Consider the following 26,047-nt stretch of genomic DNA (forward strand, 5'->3'; position numbering starts at 1 on the left):
ACTCGTCACCTCCTGCGTTGCAGCATTGCGTATGGGACGAGGATAACGTGTGAGTGTTTATTTCAAATACACCCTCTGAGAAGGTGTGAATGAACCTGCTGCGCGCCCGATCTCGCACCTGCGGTCCTCACCGTACGTGAGTACGGCTGCGGTCCTCGGCGCGACCTCGGGGCGTTCGCGACGGTTCCTTCACACCTTCTGAGTCAACGCAGCGGCGGTGCGCGAAAGCCCGCGGCGGCGAACTGCACCAGCTGCTCGATCAGCTCGTTGGAGTCCTGCGCCGTGGCGTTGCCTTGGGAGAGCCGCTTGAAGCTGCGTCCGTGCGGCCGCGTGGCGGTCAGGATCGCACCCACGAGGAAGAAGAGCCGCCAGACCAGCGTTTCGCGCGGAATGTCCGGCAGGCAGGCCTCGAGCATCGAGAGAAAACGGAAGTTGATGGCGTCGTAGATCTCGACGATCAGTTGCTCCGACAGCTTGCCCTGCTCGGCATTCAGGCTGAACGACAGCGTGGTGACCGGGCTTTCCTTGGCCAGCGATCGGCCTTCGAACATCGGCGACACCCAGGCCCGCACGATCGATTCGACCGTGAGCGTGCCCGCTTGCTCGAGCTGCTCGAAGTTGGCGGCGCGCTTGTCGTTCAGCGGCGCGGCGACCTCCTTGAACACCTGCACGAACAGGCCTTCCTTGCCGCCGAAGTAGTAGGAGATCAGCGCGGAGTTGGTCTTCGCGCGGTCAGCGATCTCGCGGATCGATACGCCGCGATAGCCGTTCTTGATGAACAGATGCGTCGCGGCCGCTAGCAGCCTGCGCTGCACATCCGCGTTCTTTTCCTCGGCGCCTTCGGCGCGGGACTTGGTGTTCGTGGCCATGAAATCCGGGCGTGCATCCTTCTTAATCAATGATTAAAGCACGAAACGATGGCGGCTTCCATAGGGGAAATCCGGGCCGCGGCACCGCTTGTCTCCGTTTCAGGGCCGAACCTATACTTTAATCATTGATTAAAAACCGGCCGCGATCACCACGGCCCCTCGGACAAGGAAGCAGCTCCCCATGCATGAGACATCGACCGGGATCAGGACACCGAGCTACGACGCGCCAGACAGCGGCGCCCGCGAACGCAGGCAGATCGCGCAGCAATGGATCGAGGGCTTCGACGACGCGCTTCGACAGCGCGACTGCCATCGTGCGGCCAGCCTGTTCGGTGACGACGGCTATTGGCGCGACATCCTGAGCTTCACCTGGAAGATCGCCACGCGACAGGGAGCACTCGAGATTGCGGAAGCACTGCAGTCCACGCTCGAGGCCTGCGGCGCGACCAACTTCCGCCTCGAAGCGCAGGCGCCGATGCGAGGCCTGCTCGGCAGCGTCCAGACCCTCGAGGCCTTCTTCCGCTTCGACACCCGTGTCGCGCACGGACGTGGCTTCCTGCGCCTGACGCCCGACCCGGGCCAGCCTGGCGGCTGGAAGGCGCTGAACCTCCTCACGACGATCCACGAGTTGAAGGCATTCCCCGAAGACCCGTTCCTGACCCGTCGCCGCGAGAGCACGGGCCGCCGCAGCGTGGACAACTGGCTCGACCGCCGCCAGGCCGCCGCCGAGTTCGCCGAGAAAGATCCCGAAGTCCTGATCATCGGCGCCGGGCAAGCCGGCCTCGCGCTGGGCGCACGCCTCGCGCAGCTCGATGTCGCCACGCTGATCGTGGACCGCCACGAACGCGTGGGCGACAACTGGCGCAAGCGCTACCACTCGCTGACGCTGCACAACGAGATCTGCACCAACCACCTGCCCTACCTTCCCTTTCCCAAGACCTGGCCGGTCTACATCCCGAAGGACATGCTCGCCAACTTCATGGAGTTCTATGCGATGAGCATGGAGCTCAACGTGTGGACCCGCACGAGCTTCCTCGATGGCGCCTACGACGCCACGGCCAGGCACTGGACGGTCCGCGTGCAGCGCGCGGACGGGTCCATCCGGACGCTGCGGCCGAGCCAGGTCGTGATGGCGGTCGGCGCGAGCGGCGTTCCCAAGGTGCCGCGCATCCGCGGGCTGGAAGACTTCGGCGGCCAGGTGGTGCATTCGAGCCGCAGCACCGACGACCTCGAGGTCGCGGGCAAGTCCGTGCTGGTCGTCGGTGCCGGCACCAGCGCGCACGACATCGCGCAGGACCTGCATCTGCGCGGCGCCGAGGTCACGATGCTGCAGCGCTCCTCCACCACGGTGGTCGGCCTGGAGCCCGCATCGGTGCGCGCCTATGCGATCTATCGCGCCAACGAAGGCGTGCGGCCCATCGAGGAAACGGACCTGATGAGCGCCGCGATCCCGTTCGACCTGGTCCGGCAGCTGCACGGTCCGTTGAGCCGCCAGATGGCGCAGGACGACAAGGAACTGCTGGAAGGCCTGCGCAGCGTGGGCTTCATGCTCGACAACGGCGAGGACGACACGGGCTTCTTCATGAAGCTGCTGCGCTCCCTCAGCGGCTACTACCTCAACGTCGGCGCGTCCGACCTGATCGTCGAGCGCAAGATCAAGCTCAAGACCGGCGTGGGCATCGAGCGCGTGAAGGACAAGGAGGTGCTCTTCACCGACGGCGCTGCGATGCCCGCCGACATGCTGGTGATGGCGACCGGCTACCAGCCGCTGCAGGAAGCCGTGCGCACGATGTTCGGCAGCGAGGTCGCCGAGCGCGTCGGCCCGATCTGGGGCATCGGCCCCGATGGCGAGATGCGCAACATGTGGGTGCGCACGCGCCAGGAAGGTTTCTACGTCGCCGGCGGCACCTTGACCATGTGCCGCTTCTACTCGCACGTCACGGCGCTGCTGATCAAGGCGGCGCTCGAGGGCCTGATCGCGCCTGACGCGGGCACGCCGGAGGCACGGCAATGACCGATGCGGCACAGGGCCCTGCGGTCGCGAAGCCGCGCGCCGGTTTCTCGTCGCGCGCGCGCAGCCCCTGGTGGGTGGTGGTTGCGGCGGTGCTCGGCACGCTGGTGGGCAACGGGCCGCTGCTCCAGTTCAGCTTCAGCGTGTTCGTCAAGCCGCTGGCAGAGGCCTTCGCCACCGACCGCGCGACCATCTCCTCGGCGATCCTGGTGGGCTTCGTGGTGACGAGCCTCTCGACACCGTTCGCGGGACGGCTGGTCGACCGGTATGGCGTGCGCGCGGTCGTGCTGCCGGGGATCGTGCTGTTCGCGCTGTCCATCGCGGCCCTCGGCGTGGTGCCGCAGACGCCGCTGCAGTTCATCCTCATGTATGGCGTGGCCGGCGTCTTCGCGGCGGCGCAATCACCGCTGCCTTACGCCAAGGCGGTGACCGGTGCGTTCGAACGCCATCGCGGCCTCGCGCTCGGCCTGTCGATGGCGGGCGTGGGCCTCGGCGCGGCCCTGCTGCCGCATCTGGCCCAGGCGCTGATCGCGGCGCACGGCTGGCGCACCGCGTTCGTCGGACTGGGCGCCACCGTCCTGCTCGTCGCCTTCCCGCCGGCCTGCCTGCTGCTGAGGGAGCCCGTGCCCGCGGCCTCGCTCGCGCGGCAGGCCGCGCCGGGCCTGAGCGCGCGGGAAGCGTTCCGCACGAAGCAGTTCTGGTGCCTGGCCCTGGTCTTCTTCGCGGTCGTGATGGCCTGCGGCGGAACCATCGCGCACATCACGGCGATCCTCACCGACCGCGGCGTCTCGGCGCAGCTGGCGACCACGGCAATCAGCGCGGCGGGCATCGCGCTCACCATCGGGCGGCTGCTCGCGGGCTTCCTGCTCGACCGCATCTTCGGTCCGTACGTGGCGCTGATCTTCATCCTCATGCCGCTGATCGGCATCGTGCTGCTCCATGCGCCCGCGCATCCCGCGATCTACCTGATCGCCACCGTGTGCATCGGCCTGGGCCTGGGCGCCGAGGTGGACCTGATCGCGTTCTTCATCTCGCGTTACCTCGGGATGCGCGCCTTCGGCGAGATCTACGGCTATCTGTTCGCGATCTTCATGTTCGGCTCCGGCCTCGGTCCGTTCCTGATGGGGCTGTCGTACAGCCGCCTGGGCAGCTACGGGCCCACGCTCGCCGGGCTCGCGATCGGCCTCGTGGTGGCGAGCGTGGCCGTGATGCTGCTGGGACCGTACCGGTATGCGCTCGGGCGACAGGAGGAGAAGCATCCATGAACGAGACCCTTTCGGACGTGGATCCGGCGCTTCGCGAGGCCCTGCGCCAATCGGCCGCGCTGGCCGCGGCGCATGGCAACTCGAACGATGGCATCGCGGGCCTTCGGCGCGGCATGGAACTGACCCGCCAGCACTGGAACGAGGGCGGTCCGTCGATGCGCGCGATCGAGCGCGTGCGCGTTCCCGTCGAGGGCGGCACCGTCTCGATCGTGGTCTACCGGCCGGAGGACGGACCGGCGCTTCTGCCGGCCTTCGTCTACCTGCACGGCGGCGGTTTCAAGACCGGCTCCGAATGGACCAACGACCGGCAGATGCGCGAGATCGCCAAGGCCTGGGGCGGCATCGTCGTGAGCGCGGACTATGCGCATGCACCCGAGCACCGCTTTCCCGTGGCTGTGGAACAGACCGCATCGCTGCTTCGCGCATTGCACGCACGCGGCGACGCGTGGGGCATCGATGGCGACAGGCTCGCGTGCGGCGGCTGTTCCGCGGGCGCCAACGTGTCGTTCGGGGCCGCCGTCGCGCTCGGGCGCCTACCTTGGCTGCAGGCAGCCGTCGGCATCGTCGGCGCGTTCAATGGGGACACCTCGACCGACTCGATGCGCCGCCATGGCAACGCCGGCCTGTTCCCGGACCTCGCATCCGTGCCGTCCATCTTCGGCGACTACCTTCCCGACGAGGCCAGCCGGAACGATCCACGCGCCAACCTGCTGCTCGCGGACCCCGGCCTGCTGCCGACCACCTTCCTGGCCGCGGCGCAGTTCGATGTGTTCCTCGACGCGTCCTCGGCCATGGCGCGTTCGCTCGAGTCCGCCGGGCGATTGGACCGGCTCGAGATCTACCGCGGCATGACGCACCTGTTCTTCGGCTTCAGCCGCAGCGTGGAAGGCGCCGCGCAGTGCACGCGCGACATCGGCGGCTTTCTCGCGCGGGTCCTGCCGCCTTGATGTCGAAGACGCGCCGATGTCGCACGGGAATGTAGTCCCCGGACGGACAAGGCCTGCGACCCACGAGAGCGTAGACATCTCGATTCGATCCACTGAAGAGCCGCTTCGAACCATGGTTTCGCCCTACACCCTCCATATTCCCGATACGCGGCTCGATGCCATCCGCAAGAAAGTGGAGGCCTTCGATTGGACGCAACTGCCGGACGCGGGAGGTTGGAGCGCGGGCGTGGGAGTCAAGGATCTCCAACGCCTCGTCGACCACTGGCTGAACCGCTACGACTGGCGCGCGGTCGAACAACGCCTGAACCGGCTGCCCAACTTCACGACCGACATCGAGGGCGAGCGCATTCACTTCCTCCACCTGAAGGGAGACGGCTCCAGGCCACCCCTGCTCCTGCTGCATGGCTGGCCCGGTTCCTACCTCGAGTTCGAGAAGCTGCTGCAGCCTCTGGCGTCCGATGGGCACGACGTCATCGTCCCTTCCCTGCCGGGCTTTGCCTTCTCCAACCCGATCACCGGCGTGATCGGCCCTCGTCGGGCCGGTGAGCTCCTGCATCGATTGATGGGCCGGCTCTTCGGCCCGACGCGCTACATCGTCCAGGGCGGCGACTGGGGTGCGCACATCGCGAGCTGGATGGCATTCACCCACCCGGAAGCGCTGCTCGGCTTCCACATCAACATGATGAGCATCTTCGCCCAGGACGCCACGCCCACGACCGCCGAAGAAAGGGAACGGGCCGCGCGCAGCGCCGCGATCCTCGACGAGGAGACCGGCTACAACCACGCGCAGGAGACGCGCCCGCAGACACTGGGCGTCGCGATGGCCGACAGCCCGGTCGGCGCGGCTGCATGGATCCTCGAAAAATTCGGCAAGTGGGCCGACCTGCCGGCCCGGGCCGATGGCAGCCCGGACCTCTGGTCCAGGTTCTCGGAAGAGGAACTGCTGACCTCCATCATGCTGTACGTCGCACCGGCGGCGGTCGTCACCGCGACCTGGATCTACCACGGCAAGCGCCTCGAAGGATCCTCGCGCTTTCCCGCGGGCACGCGCATCCGTGTGCCCGCGGGTTTCGCCGCGTTTCCCGACCCCGTGTTCCTGCCACCGGTGCGCTCGTTCGCCGCGAAGACCTACGACATCGTGCATTGGACCGACATGGCGGCCGGCGGACACTTCGCCGCCTGGGAGCAACCCGAGCTGATGCTGGCCGACCTGCGGGCCTTCATCGCCACGGTGTCGAAAGCCGCTCGTGAATGAGCGGGCGCCGAGAAGCGTCGAGACTCGGACGCTGCGCATCGCGTACGCGGAATGGGGCGCCGACAGCGGCTGGCCCGTGATCCTGTCGCACGGATTTCCCTACGACGTTCACGCCTTCGACGAAGTCGCCCCGATCCTCGCCGATGCGGGAGCCCGGGTGATCGCAGCCTGCTCCATTGCTACCGCCATGTCTTCGGCCTGGAAGCCGGCGACCCTGCGCTGCAGCCGCTCGAAGATCGCCTGGCCCGGCGCCAGCGATCGCGATTCCGGCCGTGACCCTCGATGGGACGCAGGATCCCCTCAAGCCCGGTGGCACGAAGAGCGATGCACCCCTGTTCGTCGCGGCGCATGAGCACCGCACCGTTGAGGCGGGGCATAACCTTCCGCAGGAGAAGCCTCGTGACTTTGCCGACGCGGTGTCGAAGGTTCGCAGCTGGCTCGTTTGAAACGCCGACAGCGTGGCCCGGCGCAACCCGCGCTTCCATAATCGCTGCCTTTCCCCCGCACCGGATTCCATCGCCCCCATGAGCGCCGCCGACTTCCTCCTGTCCCCCTCCGTCCAGAAGCTCCTGCAGGTGCTCTACGGGAACCCCGAGGAACCCTTCACCACGAACGAACTGGCCCAGAAGACGAAGCTCGACGCGGCCGAGGTCGAAGGCACGCTCGCGCACCTCGTCGGCAGCGGCATGCTGTCGCGGCAGGCCGCGAAGGAGGAACTGCCCGAGACCGTCATGCTCGACCGCGGCTTCGTCTTCTACCGCGAGCTGCGCCGCATCGCGCTGAAGTCCTTCGCGGCGGCCGAGCCGGTGCGCGCGATGCTGCGCGCGAAGTTCAAGGATTCGGTGGTACGCGCCTTCGTGCTCGGCGAGGACAAGAACGGCATCGTGGAGGTGCTCGTCGTGCATGGCGCCGTGACACCCGACGAGGCGGCGATGACCGCCGCCTGCCAGAAGCTGTCGAAGGCCATCCATCGCCATCTGCAGGTGCACGTGATCTCGAGCGCGCGCTTCGACCGCCTGACGCCGCGCGATGCGCTGGCCATGAAGCTCGCGGCCGACACGGCCTTCGAGATCGTCGCACCCGGCGACACCAGGGCGCGCCTGAAGCCCGAGCGCGCCGGGCTGCTGCACAGCGCGAAGAAGACGCTGGCGGCGCTGTCGCGGTCGGCACGCGGCGGCGCCTGATCGACCCCGCCGCGAGCCCCGATCCGACGCGTTGGAGCGACGCGTTGGAGCGACGCGAATTAGGCGCCATTTAATTACGCAAAAAGTCCTCGCCACACTTTTCTATCACCCACGGAATTCCGTGGGAATTAGGCAGTTTTTATTCAGCCAATACGCTGCTCGGCATCTCCAACATATTTGCCATACCCCTGCTGGGCGTATTGAAGTTGCTGCGACGCAACAAACTTTTTCCTCCTGCTTTTCCCTCTGAAAGTAAGCCGAACCGCCTCGAAAATGAGGCTTTCTGGGTGCAGTGCGAAAAACCCCAGGAAACCTTTCTTGCTCAATTGAGAGCGTGAAATATTGCCGCACTCGAAACTGCCATCGAAGTGACTGCAACCGCTTGTACATTTGGTTTTGAAATGTCAACGGAATGTCAATTCGACCCGCTGCGGATGTGCGAGAAGGCAGCTTCTGGCAATTCGCTTCGCGCCTGCAATGCCCCGTTGGCAACCCCATGTCCAACTTGGAGCAGCGCATGCAAGGCAGTGGTCCCCTGAGCAGTTCGGCGCCTCTCACCTCGGGTCAGATGGCGATGTGGCTGGGCGCGAAGTTCGCGTCGCCCGACACCAATTTCAACCTCGCGGAAGCCATCGACATCGACGGCCCGATCGATCCCGCCGTCTTCCTCGCGGCCATGCGCCGCATCACCGAGGAGGTCGAGGCCACGCGGCTCAACTTCGTCGACGCGGGCCAGGGGCCGCGCCAGGTGGTGGCCCACACCTTCGAGGGCGAGATCCCCTACCTCGACCTCAGCGCCGAGTCCGATCCCGCGGCACGGGCCGAGCGCTGGATGCGCGCGGACTTCGAACGCAACATCGACCTCGCGCACGGCCAGCTGTGGCTGTCGGCGCTGATCCGCCTCGCGCCGGATCGCCACGTCTGGTACCACCGCAGCCACCACATCGTGCTCGACGGCTTCGGCGGCGGGCTGATCGCACGGCGCTTCGCCGACATCTACAGCGCGATGGCCGAAGGCGCAGCCGAGGTGCCCGAGGCCTCGCGCCTGGCGCCGCTGTCGCAGCTGGCCGAGGAAGACCGCGCCTACCGCGAATCGGGCCGCTTTCCGCGCGACCGCCAGTACTGGACCGAGCGCTTCGCCGACGCGCCCGATCCGCTGAGCCTCGCATCGCAGCGCTCGGTCAACATCGGCGGCCTGCTGCGCCAGACGGTGCACCTGCCCGCGGCCAGCGTGCAGGCGCTGCAGCAGATCGCGCAGGAGCTCGGCACCACGCTGCCGCAGATCCTGATCGCCACCACCGCGGCCTACCTCTATCGCGCCACCGGCATCGAGGACATGGCGATCGGCATCCCGGTCACCGCGCGCCACAACGAGCGCATGCGGCGCGTGCCCGCGATGGTGGCCAATGCCGTGCCGCTGCGGCTCGCGATGCGCGCCGACCTGCCGACCCCCGAACTGATCCGCGAAGTGGGCCGCCAGATGCGGCAGGTGCTGCGCCACCAGTCGTACCGCTACGAACACCTGCGCAGCGACCTCAACATGCTGGTCAACAACCGGCAGCTGTTCACCACCGTGGTCAACGTCGAGCCCTTCGACTACGACTTCCGTTTCGCCGGCCATGCGGCGCGGCCGCGCAACCTCTCGAACGGCACGGCCGAGGACCTGGGCATCTTCCTTTACGAGCGCGGCAACGGGCAGGACCTGCAGATCGACTTCGACGCCAATCCCGCGGTGCACACCGCACAGGGGCTGGCCGATCACCAGCGCCGGCTGATCGCCTTCATCGATGCCGTGATCCGGCAACCGCAGCAGGCCGTCGGCCATGTCGACCTGCTCGGTGCCGAGGAGCGCCGGCAACTGCTGTTCGGCTGGAACGACACCGAACACGCCGTGCCCGACACGCACCTGGTCGCGCTGATCGAGGCCCAGCTCGCCGAGCGGCCCGAGGCCGTCGCGCTGCGCTTCGAGGGCGAGGCGATGTCCAACGCCGAACTGAACCGCCGCGCCAACCGCCTCGCGCAATTGCTGCGTGCACGCGGCGCGGGCCCCGAGCGCACGGTGGCGCTCGCGATCCCGCGTTCGATGGAACTGATGGTGGCGCTGCTCGCCACCCTGAAGACCGGCGCGGCCTACCTGCCGGTCGATCCCGATTTCCCGGCCGATCGCATCGCCTTCATGCTCGGCGACGCAGCTCCCGCGTGCTTGGTCACCACCGAGGCGCTCGCGCAGGTGCTGCCCGCCGATGCCCCGCGCCTGTTGATCGATGGGGCGCAAACGATTGCCGATCTGGCGAATTGCGACGAGGCCAACTTCGCCGTCGCGATCGATCCCGCGCACCCGGCCTACGTGATCTACACCTCGGGCTCGACCGGCCGTCCCAAGGGCGCGGTGGTGTCGCACCGCGCCATCGTCAACCGCCTGCTGTGGATGCAGGCGCGCTACGGCCTCGCGGCCGACGACCGCGTGCTGCAGAAGACGCCCTCGAGCTTCGACGTGTCGGTGTGGGAGTTCTTCTGGCCGCTGATCGACGGCGCCACGCTGGTGCTCGCCCGGCCCGGCGGCCACAAGGACGCGGCCTACCTCGCGGGCCTGATCGCCGACGAGGGCATCACGACGCTGCATTTCGTGCCCTCGATGCTCGAGGTCTTCCTTCGCGAGCCCGCGGCCGCCGGCTGCACCACGCTGCGCCGCGTGATCTGCAGCGGCGAGGCGCTGTCGCCCGCGCTGCAGGCGCAATGCCATGAGCGCCTGGGCGCCGAGCTGCACAACCTCTACGGCCCGACCGAGGCCGCAGTCGACGTCACCGCGTGGGAATGCGAACGCACGCAGGCCGCGCCGAAGAGCGTGCCGATCGGCAGGCCGATCTGGAACACGCAGATGTACGTGCTCGACAGCGGCCTGCAGCCGGTGCCGGCCGGCGTGGCGGGCGAGCTCTACATCGCGGGCACGGGCCTGGCGCGTGGCTACCTGGGCCGGCCGCTGCTGAGTGCCGAGCGCTTCGTCGCCAATCCGCATGGCGCGCCCGGCAGCCGCATGTACCGCACCGGCGACCTCGCGAGCTGGCGCGCCGACGGCAGCCTGGACTACCTGGGCCGTGCCGACCAGCAGGTGAAGATCCGCGGCCTGCGCATCGAGCCCGGCGAGATCGAGGCGGTGCTGCTCCAGCATCCGCAGATCGCACAGGCCGCGGTGGTGGCGCGCGAGGACGCTCCCGGCGAGAAGCGCCTGGTGGCCTATCTCGTGCCGGCCGAGGCCGCCGATCCGCAGGCGGCCGAGCTGCGCACGCACCTCGCGCAGGCGCTGCCCGACTACATGGTGCCCTCGGCCTTCGTGAGCCTGCCCGCGCTGCCGCTGGGTCCGAGCGGCAAGCTCGACCGCAAGGCGCTGCCGCCGCCCGAGGTGCAGGCCGCCACGCCCTATGCCGCGCCGCGCACGCCCACCGAGAAGATCCTGGCCGGCCTCTGGGCCGAGACGCTGCACCTGCAGCGCGTGGGCATCCACGACAACTTCTTCGAGCTCGGCGGCCACTCGCTGATGATCGTGCAGCTGGTCTCGATGATCCGCCAGCAGTTCATGATCGACCTGCCGCTGGACACGCTGTTCCAGGTCTCGACCATCGCCGGCCTCGCCGAGCTGCTCGACCAGGAATCGGTGGCGCGGCCCAGCCTGGTGCCGATGCCTCGCCCGGCGCGCATCCCGCTGTCCTTCGCGCAGCGCCGCCTGTGGCTGATGAACCAGCTCGAGGGCGCGAACCCGGCCTACAACATGCCGCTGGCGCTGCGCCTGTCGGGCACGCTCGACCGCGCGGCCCTGCATGCGGCGCTCGACGACCTGGTGCAGCGCCACGAGAGCCTGCGCACCATCTACCCGAACGAGGACGGGCTGCCGTGGCAGCAGGTGCTCGACGGCGCGCAGGCGCGGCCCGCCGTGCTCGAGGCCGACAGCAGCGAGGACGAGATCGCCGCGCAGCTGCATGCGGCCGCGGGCCATGCCTTCGACCTCGGCAGCACCGCGCCGCTGCGCGTCTCGCTGTTCAGGCTGGCCGACGACGAGCACGTGCTGCTGCTGCTCACGCACCACATCGCCGGCGACGGCGCCTCGCTGCTGCCGCTGGCGCGCGACCTCAGCGTGGCCTACGCGGCGCGCTGCGAGGGCCGGGCGCCGGGCTGGACGCCGCTGCCGCTGCAGTACGCCGACTACGCGCTGTGGCAGCAGGAACTGCTGGGCAGCGAGGACGATGCCGAGAGCATGGCCGGGCGCCAGCGTGCCTTCTGGCAGGCCACGCTGCAGGACCTGCCCGAACAGCTCGCGCTGCCCGCCGACCATCCGCGCCCGCTGGCGCCGAGCTACCGCGGCGACGTGGTGCCGCTGCAGATCGCGCCGCAGGTGCACGAGCGCATCCTGCAGCTGGCGCGCGACGGGCAGGCCAGCGTCTTCATGGTGCTGCAGGCCGCGCTCGCGGGCCTCTTGAGCCGGCTCGGCGCGGGCGACGACATCGTGATCGGCAGCCCGGTCGCGGGCCGCAGCGACCACGCGCTCGACGAGCTGATCGGCTGCTTCGTCAACACGTTGGTGCTGCGCACCGACACCTCGGGCCGGCCCAGCCTGCGCGAGCTGGTTTCGCGCGTGCGCGCCACCAACCTCGCGGCCTACGCGAACCAGGAGTTCCCGTACGACCGCCTGGTGGAGCTGCAGCGCAGCGGCGCGGGCCGCGCGCGCACCAACCAGCCGCTGTTCCAGGTGATGCTGGGCTTCCAGAACAGCAGCCGGCTGTCGTTCAGCCTGCCGGGCCTGTCGATCACGCCGCAGCCGGTGGAGATCGACACCGCGAAGTTCGACCTCTCGTTCATCCTCAGCGAGCAACGCGGTGCCGATGGATTGCCCGGTGGCATCGGCGGCGGCATCCAGTACAGCAGCGACCTGTTCGAGCGCGCCACCGTCGAGGCCATGGCCGCGCGGCTGGCCCGGCTGCTCGAGGGGGCCTGCGACGCGCCCGACGCGCCGATCGCCGAGCTCGCGATCCTGAGCGCCGAGGAACAGCACCGGCTGCTCGCGCAGTGGAGCGGCCAGCCGCGCGAACTCGCACCGCGCTCGCTGGCCGCCATGGTGGCCGCGCATGCCGCCGAGCGCCCGCAGGCACCCGCCGTGGTGCTCGACGACGCGACCGTCGGCTATGCCGAACTCGACGCGCGCGCCAACCGTCTCGCGCAACTGCTGCGCGCACGCGGCATCGCGCCCGGCGCCATCGTCGCCACGGTGCTGCCGCGCTCGCTCGACCTGGTCGTGGCCCACCTCGCGATCGTCAAGGCCGGCGCCACCTACCTGCCGATCGATCCGAACCACATGGCGGCGCGCAGCGTCTTCGTGTTCCAGGAGGCCGCGCCCGCGGCGGTGCTCACGCACGCGGCGCTGCTGCCGCAGCTGGCCGACGTCGCCCATTGCATCGCGCTCGACGCTGCCGACACGCTTGAAGCGATCGCGGCCCAGTCCGAGGTCGCGCCCTCGGCGCCGCCCGCCGATCCGCGCGAGGCCGCCTATGTGATCTACACCTCGGGCTCCACCGGCCTGCCCAAGGGCGTGGTCGTGCCGCATGCGGGCCTGGCCAGCCTCGGCGCCGCGATGCAGGAGCGGCTGGCGATCACGCCCGACTCGCGCGTGCTGCAGTTCTCCTCCTGCGGCTTCGATGCCTCGGTGATGGACCAGCTCATGGCCTTCCACGCGGGCGCCGCGCTGGTGGTGCCGGGCGCACAGCAGCTGCTGGGCAGCGACCTCGCCGAGCTGCTCGAAGCCCGGGCCGTGAGCCACGCGCTGATTCCACCGGCCGCGCTCTCGACCCTGCCGCCCGGCGAGTTCGCGGCGCTGCAGACGCTGGTGGTCGGCGGCGATGCCTGCTCGGCCGAGCTGGCCGCGCGCTGGGCGCCGGGCCGCCGCATGGTCAACGCCTACGGCCCGACCGAGATCACCATCTGCGCGAGCATGAGCGCACCGATGGAAGCCGGCCGGCAGCCCTCGATCGGCCAGCCGATCTGGAACACGCGCATGTACGTGCTCGACGAACTGCTGCAGCCGGTGCCCCCCGGCGTTGCGGGCGAGCTCTACATCGCGGGTGCCGGCGTGGCGCGCGGCTACCTGAACCGCGCCGCGCTCAGCGCCGAGCGCTTCGTGGCCGATCCGCATGGCGCGCCCGGCAGCCGCATGTACCGCAGCGGCGACCTCGCGCGCTGGCGTGCCGACGGCAGCCTCGATTTCCTCGGCCGCGCCGACCAGCAGCTGAAGATCCGCGGCTACCGCATCGAGCCCGGCGAGATCGAGTCGGCGCTGCTGCAGCATCCGCAGGTGACGCAGGCCGCGGTGATCGCGCGCGAGGACACGCCCGGCGACAAGCGCCTGGTGGCCTACTTCGTCGCCGCCGCCGATCCGCAGCCGACCGAGCTGCGCGCCCACATGGCGCGCGCCCTGCCCGACTACATGGTGCCCTCGGCCTTCGTGCACCTGCCCGCGCTGCCGCTCACGCCAAGCGGCAAGCTCGACCGCAAGGCGCTGCCCGAGCCCGAGCAGCAGGCCGCGGTTCGGTACGTCGCGCCGCGCACGCCCACCGAGGAACTGCTGGCCGGCCTGTGGCGCGAGACGCTGCGGCTGGAGCGCGTGGGCATCCACGACAACTTCTTCGAGATCGGCGGCCATTCGCTGATGGCGATCCAGCTCGGCATGCGCATCCGCCAGCAGGTGCGCGCCGACTTCCCGCATGCCGAGGTCTACAACCGGCCCTCGATCGCCGAGCTCGCCGCCTGGATCGACGACAACGCGGGCACGACCGAGGCGCTCGACCTGTCGCGCGAGGTGGTGCTGCCCACGCATGTGCAGGCGCAGGCGGTCGCGCCCACGCTGGCACCGCAACGCGTGTTCCTCACCGGCGCCAGCGGCTTCGTCGGCAGCCACCTGCTGGCCGCGCTGCTGCGCGACACCGAGGCCCGCGTGGTCTGCCACGTGCGCGCCGCCGACGCCGAGGCCGGCGCGCTGCGCCTGAAGCGCACGCTGGCCACGCGCCAGCTCGAGTCGATCTGGGACGACGCGCGCATCGAGGTCGTCACGGGCGACCTCGGCAAGCCGCGCCTGGGCCTGGACGACGACGCGGTGCGGCTGGTGCGCGACGGCTGCGACGCGCTCTACCACTGCGCCGCGCAGGTCGACTTCCTGCATCCCTACGCCAGCCTCAAGCCGGCCAACGTCGACAGCGTGGTCACGCTGCTCGAATGGACCGCGCAGGGTTGCGCGAAGACGCTGCACTACGTCTCCACGCTGGCCGTGATCGACCAGGGCAACAACCAGGAGGGCACGGTCACCGAGCGCTCGGCGCTCAGCTCGTGGCGCGGCCTGGTCGACGGCTACAGCCAGAGCAAGTGGGTCGGCGACGCGATCGCGCGCGAGGCGCAGGCGCGCGGCATGCCGGTCGCGATCTACCGGCTGGGCGCGGTCACCGGCGACCACACGCATGCGATCTGCAACGCCGACGACCTGATCTGGCGCGTGGCCCATCTCTACGCCGACCTGGAAGCCATCCCCGACATGGACCTGCCGCTGAACCTGACGCCGGTGGACGACGTGGCGCGCGCCATCCTCGGCCTCGCGGCGCAGCGCGCCTCGTGGGGCCAGGTGTTCCACCTGATGGGCCAGGCGCCGCTGCGCGTGCGCGACATCCCGCCGGTGTTCGAGCGGCTCGGCATGCGCCTCGAGCCGGTGGGACTCGACCCCTGGCTCGAGCGCGCGCATGCGCGGCTCGCGGTGGGGCAGGACCGCGACCTCGCGGCGGTGCTCGCCATCCTCGACCGCTACGACACCTCGGCCACGCCGCCGCAGGTGTGCGGCGCGGCCACGCAGGCGCAGCTCGAGGCGATCGGCACGCCGATCCGCCCGGTCGACCGCGACCTGCTGCAGCGCTACTTCGTCGACCTCGGCATCCACACCAAGGCGCGCCGCGCCCTGGAAACCACCGCTTCCTAAGGAGCATCCCATGGCACGCTATCTCATCGCGGCAACCGCCCTGCCCGGCCACGTCCTGCCGATGCTGGCCATCGCCCAGCACCTCACGGGCCTCGGCCACGAGGTGCGGGTGCACACCGCGAGCCAGTGCAGGGCCCAGGCCGAGGCGACCGGCGCGAGCTTCACGCCCTTCGCGCGCGCCATCGACGGCGACTATCGCGACCTCGACGAGCGCTTTCCCGAACGCCGCCGGCTGAATTCGCCGCATGCCCAGCTGTGCTTCGGCCTCAAGCACTTCTTCGCCGACGCGATCGAGGCACAGCATGCGGGCCTGCGCGCCATCCTCGAGGACTTCGAGGCCGATGCCATCGTGGTCGACACCATGTTCTGCGGCACCTTCCCGCTGCTGCTGGGGCCGCGCGACGAGCGGCCCGCGGTGGTCGCGGTCGGCATCTCGGCGCTGCCGCTGTCGAGCTGCGACACCGCCTTCTTCGGCACCGCGCTGCCGCCGTCTTCCACGCCCGAAGGCCGCGCGCGCAACAAGGCGATGAACGCCAACCTGCAGCAGGCGATGTTCGGCGACGTGCAGCGCCACTTCGACACCGTGCTGCGGCGCCTCGGCGCCGGCGCGCTGCCGGCCTTCTTCGTCGACGCCATGGTGCGCATGCCCGACCTCTACCTGCAGCTCACGGGCCCGTCCTTCGAATACCCGCGCAGCGACCTGCCGGCCTCGGTGCGCTTCGTCGGCCCGCTGCTCGCGCCGGCCAGCCGCGACTTCACGCCCCCCGACTGGTGGGACGAACTCGACGACGGCCGCTCGGCCGTGCTCGTCACGCAGGGCACGCTGGCCAACCAGAATCCCGCACAGCTGATCGTCCCCACGCTGCAGGCGCTGGCCGGCGATCCGAAGTTGCTCGTGATCGCCACCACCGGCGGCCCGGTGCCGCCCGCCCTGTCGGCCAACGTGCCGACCAATGCGCGCGTGATTCCCTTCCTGCCCTACGACCGCCTGCTGCCCAAGCTGCATGCGATGGTCACCAACGGCGGCTACGGCTCGGTCAACCATGCGCTGAGCCTCGGCGTGCCGCTGGTGGTGGCCGGCAGCTCGGAGGAGAAGCCCGAGATCGCCGCGCGCGTGGCCTGGTCGGGCGTGGGCATCAACCTCGGCACCGCGCAGCCGGCCGCGCGCCAGGTCGGCGATGCGGTGCGCAAGCTGCTCGCCACGCCCAGCTACCGCGAACGCGCGAACGCCCTGCGCGAGGAGTTCGCGCGCCACCGCGCGCTGCACGGCATCGCGCAGGCGCTCGAGGCCCTGCCGCGCGTCGAATCCCTGGAAGCGGCCTGAGCGCCGGCCCCTTCGCACCCCATCGAAAGAACCGCCATGACCAACCCCTTCGACGACAAGAACGCCAGCTTCCAGGTGCTGGTCAACGACGAGGGCCAGCACTCGCTGTGGCCCGCCTTCATCGCCGTGCCCGCGGGCTGGCGCGTGGCCCTGCCCACCACCGACCGCGCCGCGTGCAGCGCCTACATCGAGGCGAACTGGCAGGACATGCGGCCGCTTTCGCTGGCGGGACGTTGAGCGCGTCCATCGCATCGGGCCCCCGGCCATGATCTTCCTGTTCCTGCGCAGCCGCAGTGCCGCCGCGGTCCACGTGCGGCGGCTGCGGGCACTCGGCCCCGAGGCCGCGGGCGTGGCCTCGGCCGTGGAGAAGCGCCGGGCCGACAAGCCCCGCCGCCGGAAGGCCGAGGCCGGAAAGAAGCGGCTCGCGGAATAGCGCCTGGACGTCTGCGCATAGCATCGGCCTCGCCACAGGATTTCCAAGAGGCCCGCGATGTCCCGCGAATTTTCCGCCCAGCTCAAGAACCCGACCGCGCTCCACTACTTCCGCGAGGTGGCGAAGGCCGGCTCGTTCCGCAAGGCCGCCGAGGTCACGCACGTCGCGGCCTCGGCCATCAACCGGCAGGTGAAGAACCTCGAGGACGAGGTCGAGGCGCCGCTGTTCGAACGCGGCCGCGGCCGCTCGGGACTCAAGCTCACGGCCGCCGGCGAGATCCTGCTGCTGCACGTGCGCACCATCGCGAACGAGCTCAATGCGGCGAAGACCCAGATCGATGCGCTCAAGGGCCTGAAGCGCGGCAACATCCGCATGGGCGTGAACGAGGGCTTCGCGCGCGAGCTGCTGCGCGAGACGCTGACGCCGTTCAACCAGCGGCATCCGCAGGTCACCTTCGAGCTGCTGGTGGCCGCGTCGCCGCGGCTGGTGGAGATGGTGATGGCCGACGAGGTCGATCTCGTCATCGCCTACAACGTCGCGCCGCATGCGGGCCTGCAGGTACAGGCACGCTGCCTCGTGGGCTCCTGCATCATGGTGCCGCGCCAGCATCCGCTGGCCTCGAAGAGCTCGGTGCGGCTGGCCGATTGCGCGCCCTACGGTTTCATCATGCCGCACGAGAGCATGGCGCTGCGCCCGACCATCGACCGCATGTTCGCCAGCGTCGGCATCCAGCCGCGCATCGCGCTCACCACCGACTCCTACGAAATGATGCGCAGCGCGGCCTCGGCGGGACTGGGCATCGCGATCGTGAGCCAGTACCTGCACGGGCTCGATCCCAACTATCCGCACGCGGTGTTCGTGCCGATCCGCGACACGCGCGTGAAGAAGCAGGCGGTGTCGTGCTGCGTGCGCAAGGGACGCCATCTGTCGGTGGCCAGCCTCACGCTGCTCGAGAGCGTGGCCGCGGTGCTGCAGGCGCGCAGCGAACGCTGAACGGGGCCGGCACGCGGCGCCGAGCCGCGCTTTCAATGCGCTAATAAAGAGAACGCGTATCGACGTTTATTGATCTTGAGTAGAGCGGACCTCGCTCATAGAGTGGCGCTTCCCATCGCGCTGTGTCCATCGAGTTTTTCGATGCAGTGCAGCAAAAAGCAGGAGCCCACGTGTTCAAAGCCATCCATCTGTCCCGGCCTGAAGGCGGCTTCGCAGCCGCCGAGGTCGAGCTCGACCGGTCCGTCCTGCCGCAGGCCGACGTGACCGTGCGCATCGAGCATTCCTCGCTCAACTACAAGGACGCGCTGGCCATCGCGAACCGCGGTCCCGTGGTGCGCCAGTGGCCGATGATTCCCGGCATCGACGGTGCCGGCGTGGTCGAGGCCAGCGACAGCGAGGAGTTCCGCGTCGGCGACCGCGTGATCCTCAACGGCTGGGGCGTCGGCGAGCACTGGTTCGGCTGCCTCGCGCAGTACGCGCGGCTGAAGAGCGACTGGCTGATCCCGATGCCAGACCGGCTCGATTCGCGCTCGGCCATGGCCCTGGGCACCGCCGGCTACACCGCGATGCTCTGCGTGCAGGCCATCGAGCGCCATCACGTGCGGCCCGGCGCGGGCGAGGTGCTGGTGACCGGCGCCGCGGGCGGCGTGGGCAGCATCGCCGTCGCGCTGCTGGCCCACCTCGGCTATCGCGTGGTGGCCTCGACCGGCCGCGCCGCCGAGGCCGACTACCTGAAAAGCCTGGGCGCCGCCGAAGTGATCGACCGCGCCGAACTCGCCGCGCCCGGCAAGCCGCTGGCGCGCGAACGCTGGGCCGCGGCGGTCGACACGGTCGGCAGCCACACGCTGGCCAATGCCTGCGCGGCCACGCGCTACGGCGGCGTGGTGGCGGCCTGCGGCATGGCGCAGGGGCTGGACTTCCCGGCCTCGGTCGCGCCCTTCATCCTGCGCGGCGTGACCTTGCGCGGCGTGGACTCGGTGATGGCGCCGCGCGCCGAGCGCATCAGCGCCTGGCAGCGGCTGTCGCATGTGCTCGATGCGCTGCGGCTCGGCGACATCGCCCACGAGATCGGCCTGTCGCAGGTGATCGCGCATGCGCACAAGCTGATGGCCGGCGAGGTGCGCGGGCGCATCTGCGTCGACGTCAATTCGTCGCACATCGCCGGGAGCCGCGCATGAGCATGAACCTGCAGGCGCTGTTCCGTCCCGCCGCCGTCGCGGTGCTGGGCGCCTCGCCGCGCGCCGATGCCATGGGCACCTATGTCGCGCGCAACCTGCGCGACGGTGGCTATGCGGGCGAGATCTACCCGATCCATCCGACGGCCACCGAGGTCGAGGGGATGCGCTGCTACCCCGACCTGGCCTCGCTGCCGCGCGTGCCCGATTGCGCCGTGGTCGCGCTGTCGGCCGACAAGGTGATGGGCGCGCTGCGCGATGCCGCGGCCCAAGGCGTGAAGTCGGCGGTGGTGTTCGCGAGTGGCTTCGCCGAACTCGGCGCCGAGGGCGCGGCGCTGCAGCGGCAGTTCGTCGAGCTGCATGCGCAGACCGGCCTGCTGGTGTGCGGCCCCAACTGCCTGGGCCTGATCGACGTGCATGCGCGCACCGCGCTCTACAGCGCGCCGCCGCCCGACCCGCTGCCCGCCGGTGGCGTGGCGGTGGTGTCGCATTCGGGCTCGGCCTGCATCGCGCTCGGCGGCACCGGGCGCCTGGGCCTGAGCCACATGGTCTCGGTCGGCAACGCGGCGGTGCTCGACATCCACGACTACCTCGCCCACTTTGCGGGCGACGACCGGGTGAAGCTCGCCGCGGTGTTCATGGAAACCGTGCGCGACCCCGAAGGCTTCGCGCGCGCCGCGCGGCTGATGCGCGCGGCCGGCAAGCCCATCGTGCTGCTGCGCGTGGGCCGCTCCAGCCAGGGTGCCGCGGCCACGGCCGCCCATACCGGCTCGCTGGCCGGCTCCGACGAGGCCTACCTCGACTTCTTCCACGGTCTCGGCGTGGTGGTGGCGAACGACATGGACGAGTTCGTCGAGACCTGCGTGCTGTTCGAGAGCGGCGCCAGGGCACCACGGGGCGACGGCGTGGCGGTGCTCAACGTGAGCGGCGGCGAGATCGCGCTCACCTGCGACCTCGGCGAGGCCGCCGGCCTGCGCTTCGCCAAGCCGGCCGCGGCCACGCTGCAACGCCTGGCCGCGGTGCTGCCCTCGTTCGCCACGCCGAGCAATCCGCTCGACGTGACCGGCGCAGCGGTGTCCGATGGCAGCCTGTACCGGCAGTGCGTCGACATCCTCGCGGCCGATCCCGACGTGGCGGTGCTCGCGATCTCGCAGGACTGCCCGCCGGGCATCGGCGAACGCGCGGCCGGCAACTACCGGCTGATCGCGCAGGCGGCGGCGCAGGCGGCCCAGGCGCTTTCGAAGCCCGTGCTGTTCTACAGCAACGTCGGCGGCGGCATGCATGCGGAGGTGGTTGCGCCGCTGCATGCGTCGCACGTCGCGGCGCTGCAGGGCGCGCGCCCCGCACTGCAGGCGATCGCGCACTGGCTCGCCTGGCATCGCTGGCAGCCCGAGCCCGCCTTCGAGCCCGCGTTCTCGCAGCCGCAGCCCGCCTGGCGCGACCGCTTCGCGAGCGGCGAGCCGCTGTCGGAAGGCGAGGCCAAGCGCTTCCTCGCCGACCACGGCATCGCGACGACGCGCGAGCGCCTGTGCACCAGCGCCGAGCAGGCGGTCGCCGCTGCGCGCGAGATCGGCCATCCGGTGGTGATGAAGATCGACTCGCCCGACATCGCCCACAAGACCGAGGCCGGCGGCGTGGCGCTGTGCCTGACCGACGACGCCGCGGTGCGCGCGGCCTTCGACCGCATCCTGGCCGAGGTCGCGCGCCACCAGCCGCAGGCGCGCCTGCGCGGCGTGGCCGTGCAGGAGATGGTGCGCGGCGGCATCGAGATGATCGCCGGCACCTCGCGGCGCGCGCCCTTCGGTCCCGCGCTGGTGGTCGGCACCGGCGGCATCTGGGTCGAGCTGGTGCGCGATTCGGTGCTGGCGCTGGCGCCCGTGAGCCCGGCACGCGCGCACCGGATGCTGCGCGCGACGCGCGCGGCGGCGCTGCTCGACGGCTTCAGGGGCGCGGCACCCGCCGACGCCGCGGCCCTCGAGGCCCTGATGGTGCGGCTGTCGGAGATCGCCGCGGCCTATGCGGACCTCGTGGAGGCCATCGAAATCAACCCGGTCGCCGTGCTTGCCGCGGGACAGGGCGTGCGCGTGCTCGACGCCCTGGTCGAGCTGCGCGGACCGACGCTCAACTGAAAGGAAGTACCCATGGACTACCAGGCCATCCAGCTCGCCATCGACGGCACCATCGCCACGCTCACGCTCAACCGCCCCGAGAAGATGAACGCGCTCGACGACCAGCTGCTGCTCGAGATGCAGCATGCGCTCGACAGCCTCGAGGCGAACCCGGCCGTGCGCGCCCTCATCGTCACCGGCGCGGGCCGCGCCTTCAGCGCGGGCTTCGACCTCAGCCCGCGCGAGGAGCCGTTCACCACCGTGCAGGACTGGCGCGAGCACGTGAAGCTGGGCAACGACACCTGGTCGCGCATCTGGCGCTCGCGGCTGCCGGTGATCGCTGCCGTCAATGGCTTCTGTCTCGGCGGCGCCTGCGACCTCTCGATGGTCTGCGACATCACGCTGGCCGCCGACACCGCGCAGTTCGGCGAGCCCGAGATCCAGTTCAAGTCGGCCCCGCCCTACGCGATCATGCCCTGGGTGCTGGGCATGAAGAAGACCAAGGAGCTGCTGCTGACCGGCGACCGCGTGGACGCGCAGGAGGCGCAGCGCATCGGCCTGGCCAACCGCGTGGTGCCGGCCGACCAGTTGCTGGCCGAGGCCCGGCGGCTGGCGACCAAGCTGTCGATGATTCCGCCGCCCGCGATGCAGCTCAACAAGATGGGACTGAACCGCGCCTACGAGATGCGCGGCTTCCAGTCCACCATCGACTACGGCGCCGAGGTCTTCACGCTGGTGCTGATGGCGGAATCGGCCGAGGCCGACGAGTTCTTCAAGGTGGCCGGCGCGCAGGGCCTGAAGGCCGCCTTCAAGTGGCGCGACGCGCGCTTCGCGCTCGAAGGCCCGCAGTGAGGCCGGGCCGGGCGCACCTCGAAAGGCACGCACCATGATCGAGATCTCTGGACTCAACAAGCGCTACCTCACGCGCGACGGCGTGGACATCGACGCGCTGAAGGACGTGAACCTCTCGGTGGCCGACGGCGAGTTCGTCACCGTGGTCGGGCCCAGCGGCTGCGGCAAGTCCACCCTGCTCAAGATCCTGGCCGGCACGCTGCGACGCAGCTCGGGCTCGGTGAAGGCGCGCGACATCCCGCTCGACGGACCGAGCCGCGACGTCGGCGTGGTGCTGCAGGCGCCGGTGCTGCTGCCCTGGCGCACGGTGCTCGAGAACGTGATGGTGCCGGTCGAGATCCAGCGCCTGGACCGCAAGGTCTACGAGCCGCGCGCCCGCGCGCTGCTCAAGCTGGTGGGCCTCGAGGGCTTCGAGGGCAAGTACCCGTCCGAACTCTCGGGCGGCATGCAGCAGCGCGTGGGCATCTCGCGCGGGCTGGTGCACGACCCGGCCTTCGTGCTGATGGACGAGCCCTTCGGCGCGCTCGACGCGATGACGCGCGAGACCATGAACCTCGAGCTGCTGCGCATCTGGAAGGAGAGCGGCAAGACGGTGGTGCTGGTCACGCACAGCATCCCCGAGGCCGTGTTCCTCGCCGACCGCGTGGTCGTGATGTCGCCGCGGCCGGGCCGCATCACCGAGATCCTGCCGATCGACCTGCCGCGCCCGCGGCGGCTCGAGATGATCAATTCGGAACGCTTCGGCGGCTACGTCTCGGCCATCCGCAGGCACTTCCATTCGCTCGGAGCACTCGACGCATGAACACCCGCACCGCTTCCACCGTGCTGCCCGCCGCGCCTTCTGCGCCTCCCGCGCGGCGCATCGCCCGGCCCGAGATCCCGCTGGCCATCGCGCTGTTCGTCGTCGTGGTCGGCGGCTGGGAGCTCGCGGTGCGCGCGCTCGACGTCTCCGCGCTCGTGGTGCCGCCGCCCTCGGCGGTCGCGCTGGCGCTGTGGAGCGGACTGATCTCCAACGCCTTCACCTACCACTTCGGCGTGACCGCCTACGAGACGCTCGCGGGCTTCGCGGTCGGCGCGGGCCTCGGGCTGGTGCTGGGCTCGCTGGTGTCGCAGTTCGTGCTGGTCGAGAAGACGCTCTATCCCTACATCGTCGCGTTCCAGACCATCCCCAAGGTGGCGATCGCGCCGCTGTTCGTGATCTGGTTCGGCTACGGCATGACCTCGAAGGTGATCATCACCGCCACCATCGCCTTCTTTCCGGCGCTGGCCAACACCATCGTCGGGCTGCGCGCGGCGCCGGCGGACCAGATCGAGCTGCTGCGGGCCTTCACCGCGACACGCTGGCAGATCTTCCGCATGGCGCGCGTGCCGCATGCGCTGCCCTACATCTTCGCGGGGCTCGACGTGTCGATCGTGCTGTCGGTGATCGGCGCCGTGGTCGGCGAGTTCGTCGGCGCGCAGGCGGGGCTGGGCTACCTGATCCTGCAGCGCACCTTCTCGATGGACACGGCGGGCATGTTCGCCATCCTCATCCTGCTGTCGGCCATGGGCATCGTGCTGCATGCGGTCATGAAGTACGCCCGCAAGCGGGTCGTGTTCTGGCTCGAGACGCAGAAGGACGCCACGCTCGGCGCCTGAGCCCCGGTTTCCCCTCGCACTTCACCCTGGAGTTCTCATGACCACTCGCATCCTCGCCGGCGGCCTGCGCGCCCTCCTGCTGCTGCTCCTGGCCTGCGCGCTGCACGCATCGGCCCAGAGCGCCAAGCCCCTGAAGAAGGTCACGCTGGCCGTCGGCGGCGTGAGCGTGCTCAACGCGGCCTATCCCTGGCTCATGATGCCGCTGGCGCTTGGCTACTGGCGCGACGAGGGCTACGACGTCGAGGTGGTGGCCACGCCCGGCTCGCTGCAGACGGTGCAGCAGCTCGCCGCGGGCAGCATCGCGCTGTCGCAGATGAGCGCGGGCGCCCTGATCCAGGCCAACGTGACGAACAACCTGCCGATCCGCGCGATCAGCGTGAACAACGTGCTCGACTGGGCCGTGGGCGTGCAGGCCGACGGACCGGTCGCGAAGGTGGCCGACCTCAAGGGCAAGAACATCGGCATCGTGAGCCTGGCCAGCGGCGGCCTGCCGATGCTCAAGGCGCTGCTGCGCGCCGGCGGCCTCGATCCCGACAAGGACGTGACCATCGTCGCCGTGGGCACCGGCGCGCCCGCGCTGGAGGCGCTGCGCGCCAACCGGGTGCAGGGGCTGATGTTCTGGCACACGGCGCTGGTGGGCTTCGAGAATGCCGGCGGCCGGCTGCGCTACCTGTCGGACCCCGCCTGGGAGACCTTCGCCGACTTCAGCCTCGCGACCACACAGCGCATCATCGACAGCGACCCGGCGATGGTCGAGGCCATCGCGCGCGGCGTGGCCAAGGCCAGCCTGTTCACCGCCACCAATCCGCAGTGCGCGCGCCAGCTGCACTGGAAGCGCTTCCCGCAGAGCAAGCCCACCGGCGCCGACGAGGCCACGCTGGCGCGCAACGACGACCGGCTGGTGGCGGCGGTGGTCGGGTCGATGGACAAGGCGCGGCGGCTCGATGGCGGCCAGGCCTGGGGCCGCGTCGATGCGGCCGGCTTCCAGCGCATGCAGGACTTCCTGTTCGACAACAAGGTGATCGACCGGAAGGTGGCGCCCGAGACCTTCGTGATCCGCACGCCCGGCTTCGCCGAACGCGTGGACCGCTACGACCACGAAGCGGTGATCCGCCAGGCCAAGGCCTGCGCCATCTCCTGAGACGAAGGAGCGCGAACGATGACCCCGATGCATGGTGCCTATGCGGCGGACGCCGCCGGACCGGACCGCTCGCAGGCCGAGATCGCGGTGCGCTGCGACCTCGCCGCCGCCTACCGGCTGATCGCGCTGCACGGCCTGGACGACAGCATCTACACGCACATCTCCGCGCGCGTGCCCGATGCCGACAACCAGTTCCTGATCAATCCCTTCGGCCTGCTGTTTCGCGACGTCACGGCCGGCTCGCTGGTGAAGATCGACCTCGAGGGCCGCCAGCTCGAGGACTCGCCGCACGACGTGAATCCCGCGGGCTTCACCATCCACAGCGCGATCCATGCGGCGCGCCACGATGCCGCCTGCGTGCTGCACACCCACACGGTGGCCGGCGTGGCGGTGTCGACGCTCGAGGAAGGGCTGCTGCCGCTCAACCAGTGGTCGCTGCTGTTCCACCAGCGCGTGGCCTATCACGACTTCGAGGGCATCGCGCTCGACCTCGACGAGCGCGAGCGGCTGGTGGCCGATCTCGGCACCACCGCCAAGGTGCTGATCCTGCGCAACCACGGCCTGCTGACCGTGGGGCGCAGCGTGGCGGACGCGGTGCTGACCATGCTCGCGCTCGAGAAGGCCTGCCGGGCGCAGATCGCGGTGCTCTCGACCGGGCGGCCCGTGCGCGCGATCCCCGAGGCCATCCGGCAGAAGACGCTGCGGCAACTCGAGAGCGGCGACGGCAACCGCATGAAGGGGCAGACCGATCCCGACCAGCGGGCCTGGCACGCCATGCTGCAGCGGCTGGCACCGGCCAGATGACATTTTTGTAATCGAAATGTGCGATCCAGGTCGATGGCCTGGCGCC

The 26,047-nt window shown here is 70.0% G+C and carries 19 protein-coding genes; 18 read left to right on the forward strand and 1 reads right to left on the reverse strand.

Annotated elements, in window-relative coordinates; translation table 11 throughout:
- Positions 1-203 precede the first annotated feature (203 nt).
- Positions 204-869, reverse strand: coding sequence for a TetR/AcrR family transcriptional regulator (locus AC07RV_RS16895; RefSeq protein ID WP_296780500.1), 666 nt, complete (start codon positions 867-869; stop codon positions 204-206).
- Between the two features lie 181 nt (positions 870-1,050).
- On the opposite strand from AC07RV_RS16895, the gene AC07RV_RS16900 reads away from it, so the two are divergent.
- From AC07RV_RS16900 to AC07RV_RS16985, 18 genes are all read left to right on the forward strand, one after another.
- Positions 1,051-2,883, forward strand: a complete 1,833-nt coding sequence (locus tag AC07RV_RS16900) for a flavin-containing monooxygenase (RefSeq protein ID WP_296780502.1) — start codon at positions 1,051-1,053, stop codon at positions 2,881-2,883.
- On the forward strand, positions 2,880-4,145 hold the full coding sequence (locus AC07RV_RS16905; RefSeq protein WP_296780505.1) for an MFS transporter: 1,266 nt from the start codon (positions 2,880-2,882) through the stop codon (positions 4,143-4,145). Before AC07RV_RS16900 ends, AC07RV_RS16905 begins: the two co-directional genes overlap by 4 nt.
- Complete coding sequence (locus AC07RV_RS16910; RefSeq protein WP_296780508.1) at positions 4,142-5,092, forward strand: alpha/beta hydrolase fold domain-containing protein; 951 nt, start codon at positions 4,142-4,144, stop codon at positions 5,090-5,092. The genes AC07RV_RS16905 and AC07RV_RS16910 overlap by 4 nt, the downstream gene beginning before the upstream one ends.
- Before the next feature lie 112 nt (positions 5,093-5,204).
- Positions 5,205-6,347: an epoxide hydrolase family protein gene (locus tag AC07RV_RS16915; RefSeq protein WP_296780512.1), complete on the forward strand. Its 1,143-nt coding sequence runs from the start codon at positions 5,205-5,207 to the stop codon at positions 6,345-6,347.
- A gap of 272 nt (positions 6,348-6,619) precedes the next feature.
- Entirely contained in the window at positions 6,620-6,793 is a 174-nt protein-coding gene (locus AC07RV_RS16920) for a hypothetical protein (RefSeq protein WP_444814173.1), read from the forward strand.
- A 78-nt stretch (positions 6,794-6,871) separates the two neighbouring features.
- On the forward strand, positions 6,872-7,531 hold the full coding sequence (locus AC07RV_RS16925; RefSeq protein WP_296780515.1) for a hypothetical protein: 660 nt from the start codon (positions 6,872-6,874) through the stop codon (positions 7,529-7,531).
- Between the two features lie 517 nt (positions 7,532-8,048).
- Positions 8,049-15,533 (forward strand): non-ribosomal peptide synthetase, encoded by a 7,485-nt coding sequence (locus AC07RV_RS16930; RefSeq protein ID WP_296780518.1) that lies wholly within the window; start codon positions 8,049-8,051, stop codon positions 15,531-15,533.
- A gap of 10 nt (positions 15,534-15,543) precedes the next feature.
- A complete protein-coding gene (locus AC07RV_RS16935) occupies positions 15,544-16,857 on the forward strand; it encodes a glycosyltransferase (protein WP_296780519.1) in 1,314 nt (437 codons plus the stop codon).
- Positions 16,858-16,893: 36 nt separating this feature from the next.
- Positions 16,894-17,094, forward strand: coding sequence for an MbtH family protein (locus AC07RV_RS16940; RefSeq protein ID WP_057591017.1), 201 nt, complete (start codon positions 16,894-16,896; stop codon positions 17,092-17,094).
- Positions 17,095-17,122: 28 nt separating this feature from the next.
- Positions 17,123-17,290 (forward strand): hypothetical protein, encoded by a 168-nt coding sequence (locus tag AC07RV_RS16945; protein ID WP_296780523.1) that lies wholly within the window; start codon positions 17,123-17,125, stop codon positions 17,288-17,290.
- Between the two features lie 57 nt (positions 17,291-17,347).
- Positions 17,348-18,283 (forward strand): LysR family transcriptional regulator, encoded by a 936-nt coding sequence (locus AC07RV_RS16950; protein WP_296780525.1) that lies wholly within the window; start codon positions 17,348-17,350, stop codon positions 18,281-18,283.
- Positions 18,284-18,453: 170 nt separating this feature from the next.
- Positions 18,454-19,461, forward strand: a complete 1,008-nt coding sequence (acuI, locus tag AC07RV_RS16955) for an acrylyl-CoA reductase (NADPH) (protein WP_296780527.1) — start codon at positions 18,454-18,456, stop codon at positions 19,459-19,461.
- Positions 19,458-21,587 carry an acetate--CoA ligase family protein gene (locus AC07RV_RS16960; RefSeq protein WP_296780529.1) on the forward strand — a complete coding sequence of 710 codons (2,130 nt, stop codon included), beginning with the start codon at positions 19,458-19,460 and terminating at the stop codon, positions 21,585-21,587. The genes acuI and AC07RV_RS16960 overlap by 4 nt, the downstream gene beginning before the upstream one ends.
- Positions 21,588-21,599: 12 nt before the next feature.
- Positions 21,600-22,418, forward strand: a complete 819-nt coding sequence (locus AC07RV_RS16965; RefSeq protein ID WP_296780531.1) for an enoyl-CoA hydratase/isomerase family protein — start codon at positions 21,600-21,602, stop codon at positions 22,416-22,418.
- 34 nt (positions 22,419-22,452) lie between these two features.
- A complete protein-coding gene (locus tag AC07RV_RS16970) occupies positions 22,453-23,220 on the forward strand; it encodes an ABC transporter ATP-binding protein (protein ID WP_209542205.1) in 768 nt (255 codons plus the stop codon).
- Positions 23,217-24,056 (forward strand): ABC transporter permease, encoded by an 840-nt coding sequence (locus tag AC07RV_RS16975; RefSeq protein ID WP_296780537.1) that lies wholly within the window; start codon positions 23,217-23,219, stop codon positions 24,054-24,056. The genes AC07RV_RS16970 and AC07RV_RS16975 overlap by 4 nt, the downstream gene beginning before the upstream one ends.
- A gap of 37 nt (positions 24,057-24,093) precedes the next feature.
- Positions 24,094-25,197: an ABC transporter substrate-binding protein gene (locus AC07RV_RS16980; RefSeq protein ID WP_296780539.1), complete on the forward strand. Its 1,104-nt coding sequence runs from the start codon at positions 24,094-24,096 to the stop codon at positions 25,195-25,197.
- Positions 25,198-25,215: 18 nt separating this feature from the next.
- Positions 25,216-26,001 carry a class II aldolase/adducin family protein gene (locus tag AC07RV_RS16985; protein ID WP_444814174.1) on the forward strand — a complete coding sequence of 262 codons (786 nt, stop codon included), beginning with the start codon at positions 25,216-25,218 and terminating at the stop codon, positions 25,999-26,001.
- Positions 26,002-26,047 lie beyond the last annotated feature (46 nt).

Source organism: Variovorax sp. GW821-FHT09B01, from assembly GCF_059418345.1.

Excerpts from the sequence above, each read along its gene's own strand:
- AC07RV_RS16985 (WP_444814174.1), top strand. The coding sequence starts at position 25,216 with ATGACCCCGATGCATGGTGCCTATGCGGCGGACGCCGCCGGACCGGAC.
- AC07RV_RS16935 (WP_296780519.1), top strand. The coding sequence starts at position 15,544 with ATGGCACGCTATCTCATCGCGGCAACCGCCCTGCCCGGCCACGTCCTG.
- AC07RV_RS16980 (WP_296780539.1), top strand. The coding sequence starts at position 24,094 with ATGACCACTCGCATCCTCGCCGGCGGCCTGCGCGCCCTCCTGCTGCTG.
- AC07RV_RS16910 (WP_296780508.1), top strand. The coding sequence starts at position 4,142 with ATGAACGAGACCCTTTCGGACGTGGATCCGGCGCTTCGCGAGGCCCTG.
- AC07RV_RS16975 (WP_296780537.1), top strand. The coding sequence starts at position 23,217 with ATGAACACCCGCACCGCTTCCACCGTGCTGCCCGCCGCGCCTTCTGCG.
- AC07RV_RS16965 (WP_296780531.1), top strand. The coding sequence starts at position 21,600 with ATGGACTACCAGGCCATCCAGCTCGCCATCGACGGCACCATCGCCACG.
- AC07RV_RS16970 (WP_209542205.1), top strand. The coding sequence starts at position 22,453 with ATGATCGAGATCTCTGGACTCAACAAGCGCTACCTCACGCGCGACGGC.
- AC07RV_RS16940 (WP_057591017.1), top strand. The coding sequence starts at position 16,894 with ATGACCAACCCCTTCGACGACAAGAACGCCAGCTTCCAGGTGCTGGTC.
- AC07RV_RS16895 (WP_296780500.1), bottom strand. The coding sequence starts at position 869 with ATGGCCACGAACACCAAGTCCCGCGCCGAAGGCGCCGAGGAAAAGAAC.
- AC07RV_RS16905 (WP_296780505.1), top strand. The coding sequence starts at position 2,880 with ATGACCGATGCGGCACAGGGCCCTGCGGTCGCGAAGCCGCGCGCCGGT.
- AC07RV_RS16915 (WP_296780512.1), top strand. The coding sequence starts at position 5,205 with ATGGTTTCGCCCTACACCCTCCATATTCCCGATACGCGGCTCGATGCC.
- AC07RV_RS16960 (WP_296780529.1), top strand. The coding sequence starts at position 19,458 with ATGAGCATGAACCTGCAGGCGCTGTTCCGTCCCGCCGCCGTCGCGGTG.
- AC07RV_RS16950 (WP_296780525.1), top strand. The coding sequence starts at position 17,348 with ATGTCCCGCGAATTTTCCGCCCAGCTCAAGAACCCGACCGCGCTCCAC.
- AC07RV_RS16945 (WP_296780523.1), top strand. The coding sequence starts at position 17,123 with ATGATCTTCCTGTTCCTGCGCAGCCGCAGTGCCGCCGCGGTCCACGTG.
- AC07RV_RS16930 (WP_296780518.1), top strand. The coding sequence starts at position 8,049 with ATGCAAGGCAGTGGTCCCCTGAGCAGTTCGGCGCCTCTCACCTCGGGT.
- AC07RV_RS16900 (WP_296780502.1), top strand. The coding sequence starts at position 1,051 with ATGCATGAGACATCGACCGGGATCAGGACACCGAGCTACGACGCGCCA.
- AC07RV_RS16925 (WP_296780515.1), top strand. The coding sequence starts at position 6,872 with ATGAGCGCCGCCGACTTCCTCCTGTCCCCCTCCGTCCAGAAGCTCCTG.